Below are 18,241 nucleotides of genomic sequence, written 5' to 3'. Positions count from 1 at the left end.
TGTCCCGACCCGGCCCCATCGGATGCCGCCTGTGCCGGCTTCAGATACGACTGGCGCGAGGGCTCATGCGCTCCACGCTGCACTGCTGGTGGCAGGCGTGGCGCGAGCCCGGCCGACGCCGAGCGCGCCGCAGCGGCGCAGCCGTTACGCAACGCCTGAGCGGCACTGAGTGAACGACCATATATCTCTTTCGTGTGTCGTCTGCGCGACAACGCGCCCGGATGTATATCATCTTGAGGCCGCCCCCCCTGGGTGGACTTCGCTGGCGCTCGTCCACCCTACCGGTCGCATTAAGGATCAAGACCAACCGATGGACAAGAGGCTCCACTGGTGATCGCACTACCCCCTCACCGCTCCAACACGTCGCTCGGCTCCGCCAGCTGGTGAGTCACCGGACGCCGAGGCGCGTCGTCGACGGCAACGCCCTTGCGCGCATGCAGCAGCGTGGCGATGGTGGTGCCGTTGTGCACGAAGGCGCTCGCCACCGGTGACAGCCAGCCAAGCACGGCACCGCCGAGGATGGCGGTATCCATGGTGGCGGCGGCGGCGCAGTTGCTCCGCATGAGGCCCATGGTTTTGCCCGCGATCTCGCGGGCGACCAACAGGGCCGCAGGATGCTGATGCAGCAACACGACGTCCGCCCCGCGGTCCGCGCCCAGCTCGACGATGTCGGCGCCGCGCGCAACGGCGATGCCGAGATCGGCGGCGCCGAGCGCGGCGGCGTCCTCGCCGACATAGCCTACCCTGCACCCCTCGGCCCGCAGCGCCGCCACCAGCTCCGCTTTGGCCGCGGGTGCCACCTCGGCATGCCAGGCGTCGACGCCCAGCGCCGCGGCCAATGCTGCGGCCTGCTGCGGTGCGTCCGCGGCGACCAGGACGAGCCGGCGAATACCCAGCGCACGCAGTCTGCTCAGGGCCGATGCGGCATCCTCACGCAGATCGCTGTCGGTCAGCCCTGCGCTCTCGTCGAGCACCAGGGTGTCGACGGCGGCGAGCCGCTCGATGGCGGCGCCGCCGCGTAGCAGCACACCCCGCTCGGCGGCGCGGGCCATGGCGGACTTGAAGGCCACCGGCACGCCGAGCGTCAAGGCATCGGCATAGTCCACCAGGAAGACCGATTGCAGCCGGGACAATTGCCCGGTGAGCCCGTACACGGCCAAGCCCGTGCCCAGGCTCAGGTAGGCCTGTTGAGCGGCGAGGTCACGGGCGCGCCGCTCGTTGTCGGAGCCCCGCTCCAGCGCTGCCTGTACGAACCGGGAGATACGCGCGGTGGTGGTATCCGCGCCCACCCGGCTCGCCTCCACCCGCAGCCGCCCCGCCAGCACCACGGAGCCGGCAATGACGCGTGCGGGCGGCTCCTTGGGCAATGGGCGCTCGGCCCCCGTGACCGCGGACTGGCTGACCCGCGCCGCGCCGGTGAGCACATGGCCGTCCACGGGGATGGTCTCGCCGGGGCCGATAACCAGGGTCTCGCCGAAGCGAACCGCATCCGCCGCGATGTGCTGGGGCCCGCCGTCGCGCTCTACTGCGGCCATGACCGGGTCCGGGCGCAGCAGGCGGCGCAGCAGCCGGTCCGACTGGCGGGTGGTGCGGCGCTCGGCATACTCGCCGAGGCTGAGCAGCAGATCCGTCGCATTGGCGGTGTAAGGCCTGCCGCTGCCCGCGGCCAGACCCACGGCCACGGCGTCCAGCACCTCCTTCTGGATGCCCTTGCGCAGCAGGGTGTCGGCACCCTTGGTGAGCTTCGAGCCGAGGTTGACCATGGTGAGCACCAGCTGCAGCGGCGGCGTCAGCCAAGGCAGAGCCGCGAGCGTCAGCAGAGTGGTGACGATGGGGGCCAGCTCGGCCTCGCGCACGCCGTCCTCGCCGGCGCCTGCGACGCGCTCCGGGGTGAAGGTGCCGAGCCGATGGAGCAGCGCCGCCCGCGCCGCCGGACCGCCGCTGTAGCGCAGGACCAGGGTGCGCGCCGGGGCATTGGCGCGAGCCTCGGTGACCGCCGCGGCGGCGGCCATCCAGGCCCGGAGCCAGGCGGCCTCGCAGCCCGGCTGTCCCATGGCGGGGATGTGCAGTCGCAGACGCCCCGGCACCTCGTGGACGATGCGGTAGTCGATGCCTGCCATTGCCGTGCGCGGCGGGTTGGCCGCGCCGTCTGCGGTGAGCCCGCGTCGCCGCGAACGATGCGGCCGGATTGACGAATGACGCGGCGGGGCTCAGGACTCCTTGTCGGCGGCGGCGGCCTGGATCTCGGCCTCGGCGTCGCGGAAGCGCTCCTTGGCCTCCTCGAGGCCGCCCTGCACCGAGGACCAGACCTTGACCGCGCCCTTGATGACGGTGCGCTGGACCTCTTCGTTGGTGAGCAGATAGGCGGCTGCGGCCCCGATGAGCAGCCCGCGTACGAAGCGGTCGCTGCCGAGACCCAAGACCGGTTGCGCGGGCGCGGCGCGGGCGGCCAGGGCAGCCCCGGTCATACCGCCCGGGATTCCGGCCGGAGTGCCGGCGGGTGCATAGCCGGCGGGGACGTAATAGGGGTCGGCGGCTCCCGCATAGGGCTGGGCCGGTGCGGCAGCTGCGCCAGGCGCGACGGCCTGCATGCCGGCGGCAGGCGGTGCCATGACATAGGTGCCGCCATAGGGATAGTCGAAGTTGCTCATGGGCGGTTTCCTTAAAACCCGGTGCTGCGGGCAATGCGGTTGGGATGGTGCAGTCAGCGCACACCTGGGTCGGCGGCGGCGTCCGCCGCGGTCACGGCGGTATCCGGGGTGGCCTCCGCGGTCAGCGCATAGGCCACCGCGGTGCCGGCGGCGAGGGTCGCTGCCAGCGACAGCCAGCCGTTGCTGACCCGCGAGCCCACCAGGGTCGCCGCCGCCGTCGCCACACCGGCAACGGCCCCGCCGCGCAGGGTATCGACCAGGGCGCCGCGGCGGTCCACCTCGCCGGCCTGGAGCCGGTGCAGGCTGGCCGCACCGGCCCCGCACAGACCCACGACGGCGCCGAATTTGCCCATCTCGACGACGTTGCCGAAGGGACCCACGGCACCGCCGTAGGGGTTGTAGGCGGGCTGGTGGCTCCAGCCCCTTGCCGCATAGGGGTCGGCGTAGGGCTGCCGGCTGCCGGCCATTGGGTGGGCCGCGCTCGGGTAGACCCCGCTCTGTGGGGCAGGATAGGCGACAGGGCTCGAATAGTAGCGGTGATCATTCATACTGGGCTCTCGCGGGTTGGGGTCTAGTCTTTGGGGTCTAGTTGGGGAGCGCTCCCCGGTGTCGCGCTTGCGGTCGGATCGGCGGCGCGCGGCAAGGCATCGGTCGTTGCGCCGCCGCGGCGGCGTTCTCGCAGCAGGCTGCGCGCCAGCACCACCAAGGCGGCGCCCACCACCAGGCCGCCGATGCCCTCGGCGAGGTTCTTGGCCACACCGTGGCGCTGTCTTTGTCTGCCCTCGGACATGGGCCGGCGCGGGTCAGGATTGGGGCTTGTCGGCGGCATCACCGGCGGCCTGCTTGAGCTTGTCTGCGCCCGACTGCACTGCGTCCTTGGCCCGTGCGCCGGTCTTGAACAGGGCATCCTGCACGCTGTCGTTGGTGAACAGCAGCACCGCCGCGGCACCTACCAGCGCGCCCTTCCAGAAGTCGGAGTCCTCCAGGCTCAGCAGCCGGGTCAGGCTGGAGAGACCGTTGCCGCCGTTGGCCAGCTCCTCGAGGACCTCCGACATGCCCGCCCCGGGTCCACCACCGGGCGCTGCGCCGGCCTGCGGGCTCGCTGCGGCAGCCGGGCCGAATCCGGCGCCGGGACCGAAACCAGCTCCGGGCGCGAATCCCGGCTGCGGCCCATGGGCGGCGCCGGCATAGCCGCCCGCTCCGGGCCCCATCATCGCGGCTGGATCGACATAGCCCATGCCGTAACCGAGCGCCGGCGCCATGCCGTATCCAGCCATGGCCGGCGGTGCATAGCCGGCCGCTGCGGCCATGCCGTAGCCACCGGGTGCCGCCATGCCGTAGCCGCCGGGTGCCGCCATGCCCGCAGCGGGGAAGGGATGCTGCGGGCCCGCGTGAGGCATTGCCGTCGGCTGCATCTGCGGAGCGTGTGCGGCCTGATGCGCACCGGCGTAGCCGGCACCCGGCGCACCCGGCTGCTGGGCATAGGGGCCGCTCTGATGCGGACCGGGCATTTGGCCGGCGGCGGCGCCCATGGGACCAGCGGCCGCCGCATCGCCGGCTCCGCCACCTCCATGGGCCCATGCCTGCGGCCCGGCAGGGGATGGAGGAACCGGACCCGGCATGCCCTGTTGCGGCTGGAGCGACGGCTGCCCCGAGTGGTAAGCGGGCGCTGCTTGTTGCGGCCCCGGTTGCTGGGGTGCAGGTCGAGCCGGCGCGGCCTGGCCCGTCATCGGGCCGGGTGCCTGCTGGGCTGCATACTGTGGTGCGCCGCCGCCGTGGCCAGCCTGTGGCCCGGCTGCGCCGGGGACTTGAGCGGCGGGCTGGCCGCTACCGTCCCCCACAGACGGGCTGCCGGCGGGGCCGCCCACCGACGGCTGGGCCCCGCCGCCGCCGGCGGGGTCAGGATGCGAAGCGTGGTCTGTCATCCGTTATCGTCTCCTTGGAGTTGCGCAGAGCCCGGCCATAATCGCGGCATCGGCGCCCACGCAGGTACGGGAAAGGGGAATTCTGGCTGCGTTGGATCTTTCCCCGACCGGAGCGGATCTCATCTGGACTCCCGCCGGCTATGCTCGGGGGAAAACCGCCGTCTCACACCAGGCAACCCCCCAGTACAGCAATACGTCTGCGTATTGGACGACAGATGAGAATGAAAAGCAATCCTGCTAGCGTTTGCATGCAATAGCGATCAACCACCCCTTGGTGCTCAGCGCTCGCGGACGGGGTGGCGGCGCGCGAGAGTCTCGTGAAGCATCGGCCTGTCGCCGCTCGACACACCCCTTGACGCGGTATCGGGATGCGCCTATTCTGCAATTGAGAATCGTTCTCAACCAATCGCGCCCCGCCAGCCGCAGGTGACCGCCGATGCCAACCGGGCCCCGCCATGCGGGTCCTGACCAAGCCCGGCGTCATCGAGCCACGGCAAGCCAGGTGTTTCTTCCCATCCCACCATCGGCCGCGCCGATGCCGAGGAGACACAGGCATGTCTGTAACCACGCTGAGACCCGCTCCCAAACACCAGCGGCGCTCGCACGCACCGCCCGCGTCCGCCACAACGCCGAGCCCGGGACTGCCCGCGCGCACCCCGCTGCACCACGCCGCCGCCGGCCTGCGCCTCAGCGGCCATTGGCCCGAGCTCCTGTGCGATCTCGCGCTGCTGGGAGACCTGCGCCTGGAGCTGGCGACAACGCGGGTGCGCCTGCTGGATAGGGTCTCGCTGGCAGGGCTGCGGGTGGACGGCCCCTTCGCGAGCCTGCACGGCACCGACCAATCGCTGCGGCTGCTGTTGGCGCGCTGCCACGCCCTGTCGGCGGCACCGGCGCGGGACGCGCTGCTGCTGGAAGACGACCTCGGCCGCCCGCTGCTGCGCCTGCGCCCTGATGCGGGCCGGGATGCACGGCTCTGGCGGCTGGTAATGGGCGGCATCCTCGGCAACGCCGAACGCGTGGTGCCCTTGCAGCAGACACCGCCGGCCTTGGCGCCGCTGGCGAGCCATCCCCTCGCCGCCCTGCAGGCGCTGTGCGCGGACGACCCGGATGCGCCGGGCTTCGCCGACACCGCGGAGCTCACCGGGCAGCTCGCCCTGGACCCCGGCCGGCTGCGCCATGCGGCCGCGGCGGCCGTCGCCGTGGACCCGGCGCTGATTCCCTGCGCCCTGCGCGCCCTCTGCGAAGAGCTGCTGCCCATCGCCATCACCACCGGCTCGGATGCATTGGCGCTGCGGCGGCGGGCCGCTTTCCACGCCTATGACTATGCCTTGGGCCGAGCGCGGCTCAGCGGCGATGCGACGCGCTTCGAGCTCGACGTCGCCGCCATCGACAGCGCCTGGGTGGTGGGCAGCGATGCCGGTGCAACCGGCGGCCGGCAGCTGCGGCTCTACGACGCCGACAGCCGGGCGCTGGCGGTCATCGCCGCCGCGCCCGCATCAGCTGCCTGCCGCAGCGACGCCGCCGTTGCCCCCTGCGGCGGCGAGCCCCGCTTCTGGCGCTCCCTAATGAACGCGCTCACAAGCTGAACGCCCTCGCGAGCTGACTGCACCGGAGAAGTCCCATGACCCGCGCCACCGTCATCGTCGGTGCCCTGCTGGCGGCGTTGCTGGCCGCCCCCCTCAGCGACGGCAAGGCCCTTGCGGCCGCGGCGGTCGACGCAACTTCAAGCGCCACGCGGTCGGCATCGCCGATGGCCGATATCCCCATGCTTAACCCGACTCGGCCGTCGCAGGGGGCGATTCTGCTATAGAATCAACACAGATGCGCATCTTCGAATTCGATCCCGCCAAGAGCGAGGGCAACCGTGGCAAACACGGGATCGATTTCGTCGACGCATAAGCCCTTTGGCGCGACCCGGACCTGGTGGAGGTCGAAGCGCGCTCCACCGACGAGTCCCGCCGACTCGTGATCGGCCGCATCTGCGGCAAGCACTGGTCTGCGATCACCACCTGTCACGGCGAGCGCACGCGCATCATCTCGGTTCGGCGCGCACGCGCAGTGGAGATTGCCCTGTATGAAGGCTCATGAACTGGACAAACGCTTCGACGAGGGCAAAGAAGAGATTCTGGACGCCTTCGACCTCGCGACGGCACACCGGCCCAACCAGGCATCAAAGCGCGTGAACGTAGACTTTCCCGCCTGGATGGTTGACTCGCTCGACCGGGAGGCGAGCCGGTTGGGCGTCACCCGCCAGTCCATCATCAAGATCTGGCTGGCGGAGCGGCTGGAAGCCCGTGCCGGCGGACGCTGAGGACCGGGCACCGGGTCGCAACGCCTTCCCTTCGACGGCATCGACGACTATGCAGAGTCGAAACGCCCGCCTCGCCGTCGCCCCGATGATGGACTGGACGGACCGCCACTACCGCTACTTCGCGCGGCTGCTGACCCGGCACACCCTGCTTTATACGGAGATGGTCACCACCGGCGCGCTGATCCACGGCGATACGGCGCGCTTCCTGCGTCACGACCCGGCGGAGCACCCGGTGGCGCTGCAGCTCGGCGGCGCCGACCCGGCGGAGATGGCCCACTGCGCCCGGCTCGGCGCAGACGCCGGCTTCTGCGAGGTCAACATCAACGTCGGCTGCCCGTCGGACCGGGTGCAGAACGGGCGCTTCGGCGCCTGCCTGATGGCGGAGCCCGATGTGGTCGCCAACTGCGTCGCGGCCATGAAGGCCGCGGTGGCCGTGCCGGTGACGGTCAAGACCCGCATCGGCATCGACGAGCGCGACAGCTATGAAGCACTGGCTGCCTTTACCGACGCCGTGGCCAACGCCGGCTGCGACGCGCTCATCGTCCACGCCCGCAAGGCCTGGCTGCAAGGCCTGAGCCCGCGGGAGAACCGCGACGTGCCGCCGCTGCGCTACGATGTGGTACTGCGCCTGAAGCAGGACTTCCCGGACCTAGCGATAGTGATCAACGGCGGCCTCCAGACGCTGGCGCAGGCGGCGGGCTTCCTGGAGCGCCTGGACGGCGCCATGATCGGCCGCGCCGCCTACCAAACCCCCTGGCTGTTGGCGGACGCCGACCGCGTGATCTTCTCGGACCCCACCCCGCCGCCCACGCCGCACGAGGTGCTGGACGCCTTCGTGCCCTATGTGGAGCGCGAGTTCGCCGCCGGCGTGCCGCTCAACGCCATCACCCGCCACATCCTCGGCCTCTTCCAAGGGCGCCCGGGCGCCCGGCGCTGGCGCCGGCACCTGAGCGAGCAGGCGCACAAGCCCGGCGCCGGCATCGAGGTGCTGCGCGACGCTACCCGGCGGGTGCAGTAACGACGCCCGCGCGCCGTGAACCGCGCCGAGCGCATCTATCGCATCGACGCGCTGCTCAAGGAGAAGCCGCGCTCCCTGGAGCAGCTGCAGGCGGCGCTGGAGGCCTCGCGGGCGACGGTGGTGCGCGACCTCGGCTATATGCGCGAGCTCATGCAGGCGCCCATCGAGTATGACCGCGCCAGCAACGGCTACCGCTACAGCGAAGACGGATCACGCTTCGAGCTGCCCGGCTTCTGGCTCAACGAGAGCGAGCTCTTCGCCCTGCTCGCCAGCGGACAGATGCTGGACCAGATGCAGCCGGGGCTGCTCGCGCCCTACATCGGGCCGCTGCGGGGGCGCATCCGCACCCTGCTGGCGCAGAGCGGACACAGCGCCGCGTCCGTCGCCGACAGCATCCTGCTCCAACCCATGGCCACGCGCACCACGCACCCGGAGCGCTTCGGCACCGTCGCCGGCGCCCTGCTGCAGGGCCACCCCCTCGCCATCGCCTACCACGGCCGCGAGCGCAATGTCGCTACCGAGCGCGTGGTGCATCCCCAGCGCCTGATCCGCTACCGCGACAACTGGTACCTCGCCGCCCATTGCGAGCGGGCCGCGGGCCTGCGGATCTTCTCGCTGGACCGCATCGAGCGCGCCGAGCCGCAGCCGGGACCCGCGCTGCGCACCGAGCCCAAGGCGCTAGACCGCTTCCTCGGCGGCAGCTTCGGCATCTTCTCCGGCAGCGCCCATGCCTGGGCGGTGCTGCGCTTCAGCCCCGAGGCGTCGCGCTGGGTCGCCGACGAGGCTTGGCATCCGGACCAGATCGGCCAGTGGCAGGGCGACCCGCAGGGCGGGCGCTACGAGCTCCAGGTGCCCTACTCCGACCCGCGCGAGCTCCTGCGCGACATCCTCAAGTTCGGCCCGGACGTGGAGGTCATCGCGCCCGCCGAGCTGCGGACCCTGGTGGCCGAGCGCCTGCGCGCCGGTGCGGCCCTGTACGCGGAAGACTCGCCCCTACCCTGATGACTCGCCATCGCTCGTGACAAGGTGCCTCGGCAGCGTCCACCGTCCACCACCATTGCGCACCCTCGCACCAAGAGCTTACACAGCAGCACTTTATCCAAGTCGCACACGACTCGACACGGATTCGGCAGTACCCTGCATCCCGCTCGTTCCGTGTCCGCTGTGCTTGACCGCCAGCGCTCGGTCGTCTTCCACGGCGTTGATCAGCCCCCAAGCAATACACGATCCGTTTTGTGTCGGCATCCGGCAACCACCGGCTCAATCCATGAGCCGGTGCCCGTGCTACAACGTCGAGCATGGTTCCACGGCCCCGTCGGGTCCAAACAAGGAGTAAGTGCCATGCCCCTCGACCATCCAGCTACCGCCACCTGCACCGTCGAAGCGGCCTTTCCGCTGTCCGGTGACGCACTGCCCGCGGACCACGGCGTCGCGCTCTTCGACGCCCTTTGCCGCCAAACCGAGCTCGGCGGCTGGCTCTCAGCCACCGATGCGGTTGCCATCGCACCAGTCCGCGGCGGTGCCGATGGCACGGGCGGCCTGATCCTTAACGACGAAAGCGAGCTGCTGATGCGTCTCGCCGCCGCCGATCTGCCGCGGGTGCTGCGCATCGTCGGCGACTCACTCGCCGTGAAAGGTCACGCGCTAGAGCTGGGACAACCGCAAATCCGGCTGCCAAGCCCCGCCGCCGTCCTGACTGCGAGCCTGGTGGTTCTGCCCGACGCCGCCGACGCACCGCGCGAGCGCGATGCACCTGGCGACGGGTCCACGCCGAGCGTCTTCACTGCAGCGATCCGAGACTCCCTCGCCGCGCTGGAGATCAACGGCGACCCCGTCATCGGCGCCGGCGGCCACTTGCAATTGCCTGACCACAGCGTGCCCGGCTTCGCTGTACACCTCCACGGTTTGAGCCCGGAGGATAGCCTCCACCTGCAAGAGGCCGGCCTCGGCGATCACCGCAAGCTCGGGTGCGGGGTGTTCCTGCCGGCGTGATGGGCGCCACAGGGGACGCCGCGAGTATCCACCGCCCGATCAGGCCACCTCGGCGAGTCCCGCCTCGATCAGGCTGCCGTCGCCGGGGTCGTCTTCGATACAGGCTTCGATGTACAAGGCATGGCTACGTCGGCATCCGTCTGCCAGTGGTCGGCAGGGTCCCAGTGAATTAGTTGCTGTGTCATGTCAGCCCCGTGGGAGCGGCATCCTTGCCGCGACGGGCTTGTGCCGGCGCTCTGGAAATCGTCGCGGCCGGAGGCCGCTCCCACAACGCGCGGTGGCCGCTCAGCCGAAGTCGTAGTTGACGATGTCCATGACCCGGCGGCAGATCTCGCGGCCGTAGTCGGTCCACAGGCCCTGGCCCCAGTAGCGGTAGCAGCTGGTCTGGCTGGCCATCAGGTGGTACAGCGCGTTGCGGTAGCGCGGGTCGTCGGTGGGGGTGCCGGGCTTCAGCACCTTTTCGTTGAACACGGCGCTGGCCTCTTCCATGGGGCCGATGACATTCTCGTAGCCCTTCACCCAGGAGAGGTCATTGGTCCAGCTGCCGCCGTCCATGTGGAACTGGTGGTCTTCTTTCTTTAACTCCTCGATCACCTTCTCCAGCTTGTCGGGGCCGTCGCCGGGCTGCATGCGCTCCCAGATCTTGCCCTGCTGCACCGGGCGGACCTCGGTGAAGTCGGATTCCTTGATGCCGAGCGCGAACAGCTGCTCGATGTACTCGCTGCCGTTCATCAGCGGCGTGTCGGTGCCGGAGGCGGCGCGCACGGCCTCCATGAACTTGTCCGGGAACTCGTTCATCATGACGCCGCCGTTCTCGCCGTCGGCGATCTGGGTCACCAGCGGCGGCACCTGCTTGCCGGCGAGCTCCCAGCGCTCCAGCCCCTGGGCCTCGTACCAGGGCTGCATCTGAGCGACCAGCTTGGTGTCCGAGCCCTGGGTCTTCACCAGCGCGATGATGCTCACCGTCTCGCCCTCGGAGTTGGTGCAGGTGAGCCGATGCGGCAGGTGCGGGCGCTGGGGGTGCCAGCCGTTGTCGGTCTGCTCGACGCTGTGCTCCTGCACCAGTACCCATTGGTAGCCGCATTCCTTGAGAGTGTTGACGAATTCATAGGCCACATCGGGATGATTCGGCAGCGCCATTTCCGACGGCGAGAAGCCGCGCACCCGCTCCAGGGCATCCAGGCCGAAGATGGCCGCGAAGTGGTGCTGGAAGGCCTGCACATGCAGACGGTAGTCCTGCACCGGGGTGGACGGCGCCACCGCATGGCCCCAGGGCATGCCGAGCCATTCCACGGCCCAGTTGTAATCGGGGTTCATGGTGATGGTCTTGAGCGCATCGATGACATGCCCCTCGCCCATCTGCCGCAGCCCATGCAGCAGGGTGCCGGAGTACTCCAGCATCACGCGCGGCGACTTGCCTTCGTGGACGAGCTGCGGGATGAATTCCCCCATGCGCTTGTAGCACCAGACGAAGGCCGGCGCATTGTGGTTATCGCCGATGTCCTGGTGCTCCATCATGTACTGCAGGTTGCTGATGAGCGCGGCGGTCTTCAGGTCGTCGCCACCCGCCGGGATCAGCGGCTGGTGCTGGTGCAGGGCGATGGCGGCCGCCGCGCGCACGCGGCCGAAGTCCACACCGCCTGGGATGTCGGAAAGGCTTTTCTCCTTGCCCCGCGCCATGGCGGCGGCGACGTCGTTCTCGTGGCCCGAGATGTTCGGCAGGCCTTGGATCTGTTCGGGGAGGTCGGGCATGGGGCTGCTCCTGGGTCTGTTGCGTGGCTGTCGATAATCGGGATGCTGTCGCTGTCTGCGTAGGTGCCGGGGCAGGTCCGCGCGCATTGCGCTCGGGCCGCAGTGTCGGGCTTCGCTGTCGCTCAGCCCGACCTTCTATGAGGTCCCGCCCTGGGCGTAGGTCGGGCCGACGCCAGGAGGCCCGACACGGCGCCGGACATGACCGCCGGGGCCGGGGCGTTGCGGCGCTCAGAGCGATTTGCTCGCCGCGCCGGTCCGCGCAGGGCCGTGCAAATGTCGTTCCGCGTCGGCCAGCGCCGTGTCGGCGGCGTCCAGATCGGCGGCGGCGCGCTCCACCCAGGCCTCGCCCCAGAACAGATTGCAGCTGGTCTCGGCACGCAGCAGGCGCCAGCGGGCTTCCTCCAGCACGGCCAGGAGCCCCGGGTCGTCCGGCGCCGCCGCCGCGCCCTGCTGCACCATGGTGCGAAGCCGTGCACTCACGTCGGCATAGCGCGCCAGCATGCGCTTTTGGGCATCCGAGCCGGTCCACTGGGTAAATCCGCGGCCCGAGTGCCAGCCGGTGTTCCAGGCGCCGGTGGCCACGTGGACCTCGCCGTGGGCGCCGTGCCGGTCCAGGTAATCGCCGATGAAGCTGGGGCGGATGTCCGCGGCGCCCTCGCGCACGCGTGCCAGCAACGGCAGGTAGAAGGCGCTCCAGTAGTTGGCACCCTCGGTGATGTTGCGGAACCAGCCGCCGTTCTCGCCGTCGGTGGCGGTGGTGACCAGGGGCTCGAAGTCGCACCAGCGGGTGCGCTCGGCCACCTCGGCCAGGAACCAGTCCAGCTCCATGCCAGACTCCTGGGCATCGGAGAGCTCGCGGTCGCGGACCACGACGATGATCTCTTCGCCGTCGTAGCGGGCGATGTGCGGGCGATAGCGCAGCTGTGGCCAGGTCATGCGCTGCACCGGCTCCACGTGGGCGGAGTCCACCAGCACGTAGCGGTAGCCGAATTGCTTGAGCAGCGGGATCAGCTCCATGGAGAAGCCCATCTCCGGCGGCCAAAAGCCCTGGAAGGCGTCCCGCCAGAACAGGTGCCGGGCCAGGGCCTGCCAGCGGCGCAGATGCTCCGGGCGGTCCGCCGGCGGGATCAGCGCCAGCACCGGGTGGTAGTAGCCGGTGCCCAGGATGTCGAAGATCTCCGTGTTCTGAAGATGCCAGAGCAGCTTGCCGCAGTCGACGATGCCGTAGACCCGGTCCTGGAACGCCGGGCTGGACAGGGTCTCCAGCAGGGTGCCGGACAGCGACAGATGCACCCGTGCGAGGTCCTCTTGTCCCCAAAGGCTGCGCGGCATGCGATCCAGGGCGAAGAGGATCTCCTTGGCCTCCCAGGTGGCGTGGGCCAGCAGGTGCTCCAGGTTGCCGGGGGGCTGGTGCAGATTCAGCACCAGGGCGTGATGGGCGGGCATGGGCGATGGCTCTAAGGCTCGACTGACGGCAGCAAGGCCGGGGCGTGCCCCGGGCACTACGGCAAAGCGGGGGAGCGCGGCGCGCGGGCCCGCTCCGCACTCGTTTGCCTCATGATACCGGATCGCGGGCGCCGCCCGATGCGCCCGCCGCCGGGCACACGGCGAGCGCAGCGAGCCCGCAACCAGCGCCGGCACAACGCCGGGCGCACGCCGTTCATCGAACCGCAACCGCCGGCGACCGCGCGATCTGCGAGCATGCCGCCGGTCAGCCGAGGGGGGCCAGATGCCGTCCAAGCCACATCCATCCGCAAGCCTCGCCCGCCGCCCGCGGGCGTTCCTGAGCGCCCTGGCGCTCACCGCCTGCGTCGGCGCGCTGTCCGGCTGCGACGAATCCCCCACCGGGCGCAAGCAGGTGACCCTGGTGCCGGATGCGCAGATGACCGCCCTCGGCGAGCAGAGCTTCGAGCAACTGCTGAAGAGCCAGCCGCTCAGCGACAACCCGCGCCTGCGCCGCTACGTAGGCTGCGTCGCCCAGGCCCTGGTGGACGCGCTGCCGCAGCCTCACGGCGAGTGGTCCATCGCCGTCTTCGACGACCCGACCCCGAACGCCTTTGCGCTGCCCGGCGGGAAGATCGGGGTGCACACGGGCATGCTCCAGGTGGCGCGCACGCCGGATCAACTGGCGGCGGTCATCGGCCACGAGATCGGCCATGTGCTGGCCGAGCACGCCAACGAGCGCCTGACCCAGGAGCTGGCCGTGCAGGGCGGACTGATGCTGGTGGACCTGTTCGCCGAGGAGCCGGGCAGCTTCGAGCACGAGGCCTTCCGCCAGGCCCTGGGCCTAGGTGCCCAGTACGGCCTGCTGCTGCCCTACAGCCGCACCCACGAGCGCGAGGCGGACCGCATCGGCCGCGACCTGATGGCCAAGGCGGGCTTCGACCCCAGGGCCAGCGTCCAGCTCTGGCAGAACATGGCCGCCGCCGGCGGCGGGCAGCCCCTGGCCTTCCTGTCCACGCACCCCTCCCACGACAATCGCATGGAGGAGCTGGCGGCGGAGATGGACCAGGCGGTGGCCCTGTACGAAGAGGCGCGGGCGGCGGGGCAAAAGCCCGGCTGCAGGCCGCCGTGAGCGCGGGTGCGGGTGTCGGGGCTGGTTGAGGCCGGGACGTCATGGCGCAACTTCCAGTTTCGGGGTAGAAGGTTCGAGGATCGGCAGCGGTACCGATTGCGAGTAGCGAGTAGCGAGTAGCGAGTAGCGAGGGGAGTATGCAGCGCGTCATCGTCGACCCGGAGTCCAAATCCCTCGCCGAGCGCTTCGCGCTGGTGAAAGCCGCCAACCGCCGCCGCGGGCGCTTCCCGGAGGGCTGCGTTACCGTGGTGGAGTCCGAGGAAGCTGCCCTGGCCGGCCGCGACGAGTCGCGCAAGCTGCACCCGGCCGTGGTGTACGGGCCGTCCAGCTCCTCCGAGGGGCAGAGGCTCTTTTACTTGGTGAAGTGGCTCTGAGCACAAGCGCCTCGCCGCTGACGGAGCGACCACAAGCAATCACCCCTGCCCCCGGCGCCCGCGCACGCCGCGCTGCCCGCCTGACCTATCTGAGCAGTACCGACCGCCATGGACCAGCCAACCACCCCCGCCCTGCAAGTTCAGCGCCTGAGCAAATCCTACGCCGAAGGCCGTGAGCGCCGCGTGGTGCTCCAGGACGTGAGCTTCGAGGTGGCCGCCGGGGAATGCGTGGCCCTGGTGGGGCGCTCCGGCTCCGGCAAGTCCACGCTCCTGAACCTGCTCGCCGGCATCGATCGCCCGGACGCCGGTGATGTCCGCATCATGGATCAGAGCGTCACCACCATGGGCGAGCCAGAGCTGACCCTGCTGCGGCGCCGGCACATCGGCTTCATCTACCAGTTCTTCAACCTGATCCCGACGCTCACGGTGGCGGAGAACCTGGCCCTGCCGCTGGAGCTGAACGGCATGGCGGCCCGCGGGCGACGCGAGCGCGTCGCCGAGCTGCTGGGCAAGGTGGGGCTGACGGGGCGCGACGGCGCCTTTCCCGATCAGCTCTCCGGCGGCGAGCAGCAGCGCGTCGCCATCGCCCGGGCCATCATCCACGACCCGGCGCTGGTGCTCGCCGACGAGCCCACGGGCAACCTGGATTCCCAGACCGGCCACCGGGTGCTGGAGCTGTTGGCGCACCTGTTCCGCGACGAAGGCCATACGCTGATCCTGGTGACCCACAGCCGGGAGGTCTCCGCCATCGCCGATCGCACCTTCGCCGTGGACGAGGGACGGCTCTCCGCGGACACCGAGGCGCTGTCGTGGTGAGCCGGCGCCCCGGGATGACCGGACTGCTCGCAGGCGCCGCCGCCGGCCTCGATGCCGTCCGCCTGCCGCCGGCGCTGCTCGCCGCGAGCCGCCGCTACCTCACCCGCCATCCCTGGCAGACCTGGCTGTCCGTCATCGGCATCGCGCTGGGGGTGGCCGTGGTCATCGCCGTGGACCTCGCCAACGAAAGCGCCCGACGCGGCTTTCGACTGTCCGTGGAGCAGGTGGCGGGGCCCGCGACGCACCAGATTCAAGCCGCCGCCGGCGGCATCGCCGACCGCACCTATGCCGAGCTGCGGGTGGAGCAGGAGCTGGAGCTCGCGACACCGGTCATCGAGGCGCCGATGCGCATCGGCGAGCGGAGCCTGACCTTGCTGGGGCTGGACCTCATCGCCGCAGCACCCATGCGCCCGGCGCTGTTTGCGGGTGCCGCCGCCCAAGCCGGCGGCGGAGGCAGCGCCGAGCTGGCGGCGGCGCTGCTCAATCTGCTGGCGGAGCCGGACACCCTGTTGCTGTCGGCGTCGGATGCCGAGGCCGTGGGCGCCGCTCCCGGCGACGAGATCAGCGTCGAGATCGGCAACAGCACCCGGCGCATGCGCGTCGCCGCCGTGCTGCCGGACCAGGGCGGGGCCGGCCGGGGGCTCGGGGGCCTCGCCGTCGCCGACATCGCCACGGCCCAGGAGGTCACCGGCAGCATCGGCGCAGTGGAGCGCATCGACCTGATCCTGACGGACGCGGAGGCCGAGCGCGTCGCCGCGGCGCTGCCCACGGGGCTGCGGCTCACCACCACCGCCCAGCGCACCAATGCGCTGGCGCAGATGACCCGCGCCTTCCACACCAACCTCACGGCCATGAGCCTGCTGGCCATGCTGGTGGGGGGCTTCATCGTCTACAACACCATGACCTTCGCGGTGCTCCAGCGCCGCCCGCTGCTCGGCACCCTGCGCATGCAGGGCGTGACGCGCTCGCAGCTGTTCGCGCTCATCCTGGTGGAGGCGCTGGTGCTGGCCGCCATCGGCGCGGTGCTCGGGGTGCTCACCGGCATCGCCGTCGGCGCCGGGCTGGTGCAGCTGGTGACCCGCACCATCAACGACGTCTACTTCCAGCTCAATGTGCGCAGCCTGCACCTGGACTGGCTGTCGCTCACCAAAGGGGTTGGACTCGGCATCGGCGTGACCCTGCTCGCGGGGCTGGGACCGGCGCTGGAGGCGGCGCGCTCCCAGCCGCGGGACGTGGTGCGCCGCACCCTGGTGGAGCAGCGCGGGCAGCGGCTGCTGCCTTGGCTCGCGGCGGGCGGCGTGCTGGTCATCGCCCTCGGGGTCGCGTTGATCCCGCTGTCCGGGCGCTCCATGACCTGGGGCTTCGTGGCGCTGTTTCTGGTCATCGTCGGCGCGAGCCTGTGCATGCCGCTGGTGGTGCGCGCGCTGGCGGGGCTCACCACGCCGCTGTTCGGACAGCTCTTCGGCAGCGTCGGGCGGCTCGCCGCGCGGGGCATCACCGCCAGCATCACCCGCTCCGGGCTCGCGGTGGCGGCGCTGGCGGTGGCGGTGGCGGCCACCGTCGGCGTGGGCATCATGATCGGCAGCTTCCGGGTCAGTGTCTCGGACTGGCTGGAGCACACGCTGACCAGCGACATCTACATCGCCACCGACGACAGCGGCGGCGCCAACAACCCGGCCTCCCTGCCGCCGGAGCTCGCCGAGCGGCTGCTGGCCCTGCCCGGCGTCGCGGCCGTGAGCCAGGGCCGCTCGCGGCGGGTGGAGACCCGCGACGGGCAGATGCGGGTGCTGGCGCTCACCTCCAGCGCCGGGCGCCCGCGGGGCTTTCGCTTCCGCGGCGAGACGGCCGACAACGTCTGGCAACGCTGGGAGGCGGGCGAGCTGGCACTGGTCTCCCAGCCCTATGCCTACCGGCAAGGCGCGGGCGTGGGCGAGCGCTTGGCGCTCTTTACCGCCCGCGGCTGGCGATCCTTCGAGATCGGCGCCGTATTCCAGGACTACGGCAGCGACAGCGGCACCGTGATCCTCCCGAAGGCCCTGTATACGCAGCTGTGGGACGACCCCGGCACGGCGTCCATAGGCATCGTGCTGAGCGAGGACGCGGATGTCGAGGCGGTGGAGGCCCGGGTCGAGGCCATCGCCGCGGCGCTGACACCGCCGGCCGCGGTGCAGACCAACCGCGGTATCCGCGAGCTGTCGCTGGAGATCTTCGACCGCACCTTCACCATCACCGAGGTGCTGCGGCTCTTGGCCATCGGCGTCGCCTTCGTCGGCATCCTGAGCGCGCTGATGGCGCTGGAGCTGGAGCGCGCCAAGGACTACGCCGTGCTGCGCGCCACCGGCATGACCCGCGGTCAGCTCCGGCTGCTGATCATGCTCCAGACCTCGCTCATGGGCGTCGCCGCCGGCCTGCTCGCCATCCCGCTGGGCGTCGCCATGGGCGACCTGCTGATCCAGGTGATCAATCTGCGCTCCTTCGGCTGGACCATGCCCATGCGCCTGACGCCGGACACGCTCGTCTCCGGGGTGTTGCTGGCCTGGGTGGCGGCCATGCTCGCCGGGCTCTATCCGGCGCTGCGGGCGGCGCGGGCGACACCGGCACAGGCGCTGCGGGAGGAGTAGCGGGGGCTAGAGAGCGGCCAGTGGCCCTGCCTCGGCGGTGGCTGCGGCCGCAGCACTCAGCGGCAGTCGCTCAGCGCGCCCTGCCGCGGTAGGACGCCGACTCGCGTCCATCCATGCTCGAAGCCCAAAGCCCCAGGGTGGGTGAATCCTTTGAGTCTTGCCTGGGACGAAGCCCATCTTGCCATCGGGCACTAACGGCTGGAGCG

The 18,241-nt window shown here is 70.7% G+C and carries 17 protein-coding genes and 1 pseudogene; 11 read left to right on the top strand and 7 right to left on the bottom strand.

What is annotated here, in order from left to right:
• Positions 1–347: 347 nt before the first annotated feature.
• The 5 genes from CKO31_RS06765 to CKO31_RS06745 form a co-directional block, all read right to left on the bottom strand.
• Positions 348–2,120 carry a P-type ATPase actuator domain-containing protein gene (locus CKO31_RS06765; protein WP_200235250.1) on the bottom strand — a complete coding sequence of 591 codons (1,773 nt, stop codon included), beginning with the start codon at positions 2,118–2,120 and terminating at the stop codon, positions 348–350.
• Between the two features lie 90 nt (positions 2,121–2,210).
• Entirely contained in the window at positions 2,211–2,651 is a 441-nt protein-coding gene (locus CKO31_RS06760) for a YtxH domain-containing protein (RefSeq protein WP_200235248.1), read from the bottom strand.
• 53 nt (positions 2,652–2,704) lie between these two features.
• Positions 2,705–3,199 carry a magnetosome protein MamC family protein gene (locus CKO31_RS06755; RefSeq protein WP_200235246.1) on the bottom strand — a complete coding sequence of 165 codons (495 nt, stop codon included), beginning with the start codon at positions 3,197–3,199 and terminating at the stop codon, positions 2,705–2,707.
• 23 nt (positions 3,200–3,222) lie between these two features.
• Positions 3,223–3,441 carry a carbon monoxide dehydrogenase gene (locus CKO31_RS06750; RefSeq protein ID WP_200235244.1) on the bottom strand — a complete coding sequence of 73 codons (219 nt, stop codon included), beginning with the start codon at positions 3,439–3,441 and terminating at the stop codon, positions 3,223–3,225.
• Positions 3,442–3,454: 13 nt separating this feature from the next.
• Positions 3,455–4,051, bottom strand: coding sequence for a YtxH domain-containing protein (locus tag CKO31_RS06745; RefSeq protein WP_200235241.1), 597 nt, complete (start codon positions 4,049–4,051; stop codon positions 3,455–3,457).
• Between the two features lie 1,079 nt (positions 4,052–5,130).
• Here CKO31_RS06745 and CKO31_RS06740 point away from each other — a divergent pair.
• The 7 genes and pseudogenes from CKO31_RS06740 to cas6 all read left to right on the top strand — a co-directional run bounded on the left by CKO31_RS06740 (position 5,131) and on the right by cas6 (position 9,897).
• The gene (locus CKO31_RS06740) at positions 5,131–6,162 is read left to right on the top strand and encodes a hypothetical protein (RefSeq protein ID WP_200235239.1); all 1,032 of its coding nucleotides are present in this window, start codon (positions 5,131–5,133) and stop codon (positions 6,160–6,162) included.
• Positions 6,163–6,197: 35 nt separating this feature from the next.
• Positions 6,198–6,386, top strand: coding sequence for a hypothetical protein (locus CKO31_RS06735; RefSeq protein ID WP_200235237.1), 189 nt, complete (start codon positions 6,198–6,200; stop codon positions 6,384–6,386).
• Positions 6,387–6,397: 11 nt separating this feature from the next.
• Positions 6,398–6,664: pseudogene (locus tag CKO31_RS06730) on the top strand (BrnT family toxin).
• Positions 6,651–6,887 (top strand): type II toxin-antitoxin system BrnA family antitoxin, encoded by a 237-nt coding sequence (brnA, locus tag CKO31_RS06725; RefSeq protein ID WP_200235236.1) that lies wholly within the window; start codon positions 6,651–6,653, stop codon positions 6,885–6,887. The pseudogene CKO31_RS06730 and the gene brnA overlap by 14 nt, the downstream one beginning before the upstream one ends.
• Positions 6,888–6,936: 49 nt before the next feature.
• A complete protein-coding gene (gene dusA / locus CKO31_RS06720; protein WP_200235234.1) occupies positions 6,937–7,905 on the top strand; it encodes a tRNA dihydrouridine(20/20a) synthase DusA in 969 nt (322 codons plus the stop codon).
• A gap of 15 nt (positions 7,906–7,920) precedes the next feature.
• Positions 7,921–8,907 carry a helix-turn-helix transcriptional regulator gene (locus tag CKO31_RS06715; RefSeq protein WP_200235232.1) on the top strand — a complete coding sequence of 329 codons (987 nt, stop codon included), beginning with the start codon at positions 7,921–7,923 and terminating at the stop codon, positions 8,905–8,907.
• A 339-nt stretch (positions 8,908–9,246) separates the two neighbouring features.
• On the top strand, positions 9,247–9,897 hold the full coding sequence (gene cas6 / locus CKO31_RS06710) for a type I-MYXAN CRISPR-associated protein Cas6/Cmx6 (protein ID WP_200235230.1): 651 nt from the start codon (positions 9,247–9,249) through the stop codon (positions 9,895–9,897).
• Positions 9,898–10,182: 285 nt separating this feature from the next.
• On the opposite strand, the gene CKO31_RS06705 is transcribed toward cas6, so the two are convergent.
• A complete protein-coding gene (locus CKO31_RS06705; RefSeq protein WP_200235228.1) occupies positions 10,183–11,649 on the bottom strand; it encodes a polysaccharide deacetylase family protein in 1,467 nt (488 codons plus the stop codon).
• Between the two features lie 228 nt (positions 11,650–11,877).
• Positions 11,878–13,095: a polysaccharide deacetylase family protein gene (locus CKO31_RS06700; RefSeq protein ID WP_200235226.1), complete on the bottom strand. Its 1,218-nt coding sequence runs from the start codon at positions 13,093–13,095 to the stop codon at positions 11,878–11,880.
• Between the two features lie 283 nt (positions 13,096–13,378).
• Between CKO31_RS06700 and CKO31_RS06695 the strand changes: the two genes are divergently transcribed.
• The 4 genes from CKO31_RS06695 (at position 13,379) to CKO31_RS06680 (ending at position 18,035) form a co-directional block, all read left to right on the top strand.
• Positions 13,379–14,224: a M48 family metallopeptidase gene (locus CKO31_RS06695; protein WP_200235224.1), complete on the top strand. Its 846-nt coding sequence runs from the start codon at positions 13,379–13,381 to the stop codon at positions 14,222–14,224.
• Positions 14,225–14,361: 137 nt separating this feature from the next.
• Entirely contained in the window at positions 14,362–14,598 is a 237-nt protein-coding gene (locus CKO31_RS06690; RefSeq protein ID WP_200235222.1) for a hypothetical protein, read from the top strand.
• 108 nt (positions 14,599–14,706) lie between these two features.
• Positions 14,707–15,414 carry an ABC transporter ATP-binding protein gene (locus tag CKO31_RS06685; RefSeq protein ID WP_200235220.1) on the top strand — a complete coding sequence of 236 codons (708 nt, stop codon included), beginning with the start codon at positions 14,707–14,709 and terminating at the stop codon, positions 15,412–15,414.
• Positions 15,415–15,428: 14 nt separating this feature from the next.
• Positions 15,429–18,035 carry an FtsX-like permease family protein gene (locus CKO31_RS06680; RefSeq protein WP_200235218.1) on the top strand — a complete coding sequence of 869 codons (2,607 nt, stop codon included), beginning with the start codon at positions 15,429–15,431 and terminating at the stop codon, positions 18,033–18,035.
• Positions 18,036–18,241: the final 206 nt, after the last annotated feature.

It is taken from the genome of Thiohalocapsa halophila (genome assembly GCF_016583825.1).
In the GTDB taxonomy this organism is placed as follows: Bacteria; Pseudomonadota; Gammaproteobacteria; order Chromatiales; family Chromatiaceae; genus Thiohalocapsa; species Thiohalocapsa halophila.
This window is presented reverse-complemented; position numbering and strand designations above follow the sequence as displayed.

Coding starts and splice junctions, on each gene's coding strand:
- CKO31_RS06765 (WP_200235250.1), bottom strand. CDS start 2,120: ATGGCAGGCATCGACTACCGCATCGTCCACGAGGTGCCGGGGCGTCTG.
- CKO31_RS06760 (WP_200235248.1), bottom strand. CDS start 2,651: ATGAGCAACTTCGACTATCCCTATGGCGGCACCTATGTCATGGCACCG.
- CKO31_RS06755 (WP_200235246.1), bottom strand. CDS start 3,199: ATGAATGATCACCGCTACTATTCGAGCCCTGTCGCCTATCCTGCCCCA.
- CKO31_RS06750 (WP_200235244.1), bottom strand. CDS start 3,441: ATGTCCGAGGGCAGACAAAGACAGCGCCACGGTGTGGCCAAGAACCTC.
- CKO31_RS06745 (WP_200235241.1), bottom strand. CDS start 4,051: ATGCCTCACGCGGGCCCGCAGCATCCCTTCCCCGCTGCGGGCATGGCG.
- CKO31_RS06740 (WP_200235239.1), top strand. CDS start 5,131: ATGTCTGTAACCACGCTGAGACCCGCTCCCAAACACCAGCGGCGCTCG.
- CKO31_RS06735 (WP_200235237.1), top strand. CDS start 6,198: ATGACCCGCGCCACCGTCATCGTCGGTGCCCTGCTGGCGGCGTTGCTG.
- brnA (WP_200235236.1), top strand. CDS start 6,651: ATGAAGGCTCATGAACTGGACAAACGCTTCGACGAGGGCAAAGAAGAG.
- dusA (WP_200235234.1), top strand. CDS start 6,937: ATGCAGAGTCGAAACGCCCGCCTCGCCGTCGCCCCGATGATGGACTGG.
- cas6 (WP_200235230.1), top strand. CDS start 9,247: ATGCCCCTCGACCATCCAGCTACCGCCACCTGCACCGTCGAAGCGGCC.
- CKO31_RS06705 (WP_200235228.1), bottom strand. CDS start 11,649: ATGCCCGACCTCCCCGAACAGATCCAAGGCCTGCCGAACATCTCGGGC.
- CKO31_RS06700 (WP_200235226.1), bottom strand. CDS start 13,095: ATGCCCGCCCATCACGCCCTGGTGCTGAATCTGCACCAGCCCCCCGGC.
- CKO31_RS06695 (WP_200235224.1), top strand. CDS start 13,379: ATGCCGTCCAAGCCACATCCATCCGCAAGCCTCGCCCGCCGCCCGCGG.
- CKO31_RS06690 (WP_200235222.1), top strand. CDS start 14,362: ATGCAGCGCGTCATCGTCGACCCGGAGTCCAAATCCCTCGCCGAGCGC.
- CKO31_RS06685 (WP_200235220.1), top strand. CDS start 14,707: ATGGACCAGCCAACCACCCCCGCCCTGCAAGTTCAGCGCCTGAGCAAA.
- CKO31_RS06680 (WP_200235218.1), top strand. CDS start 15,429: ATGACCGGACTGCTCGCAGGCGCCGCCGCCGGCCTCGATGCCGTCCGC.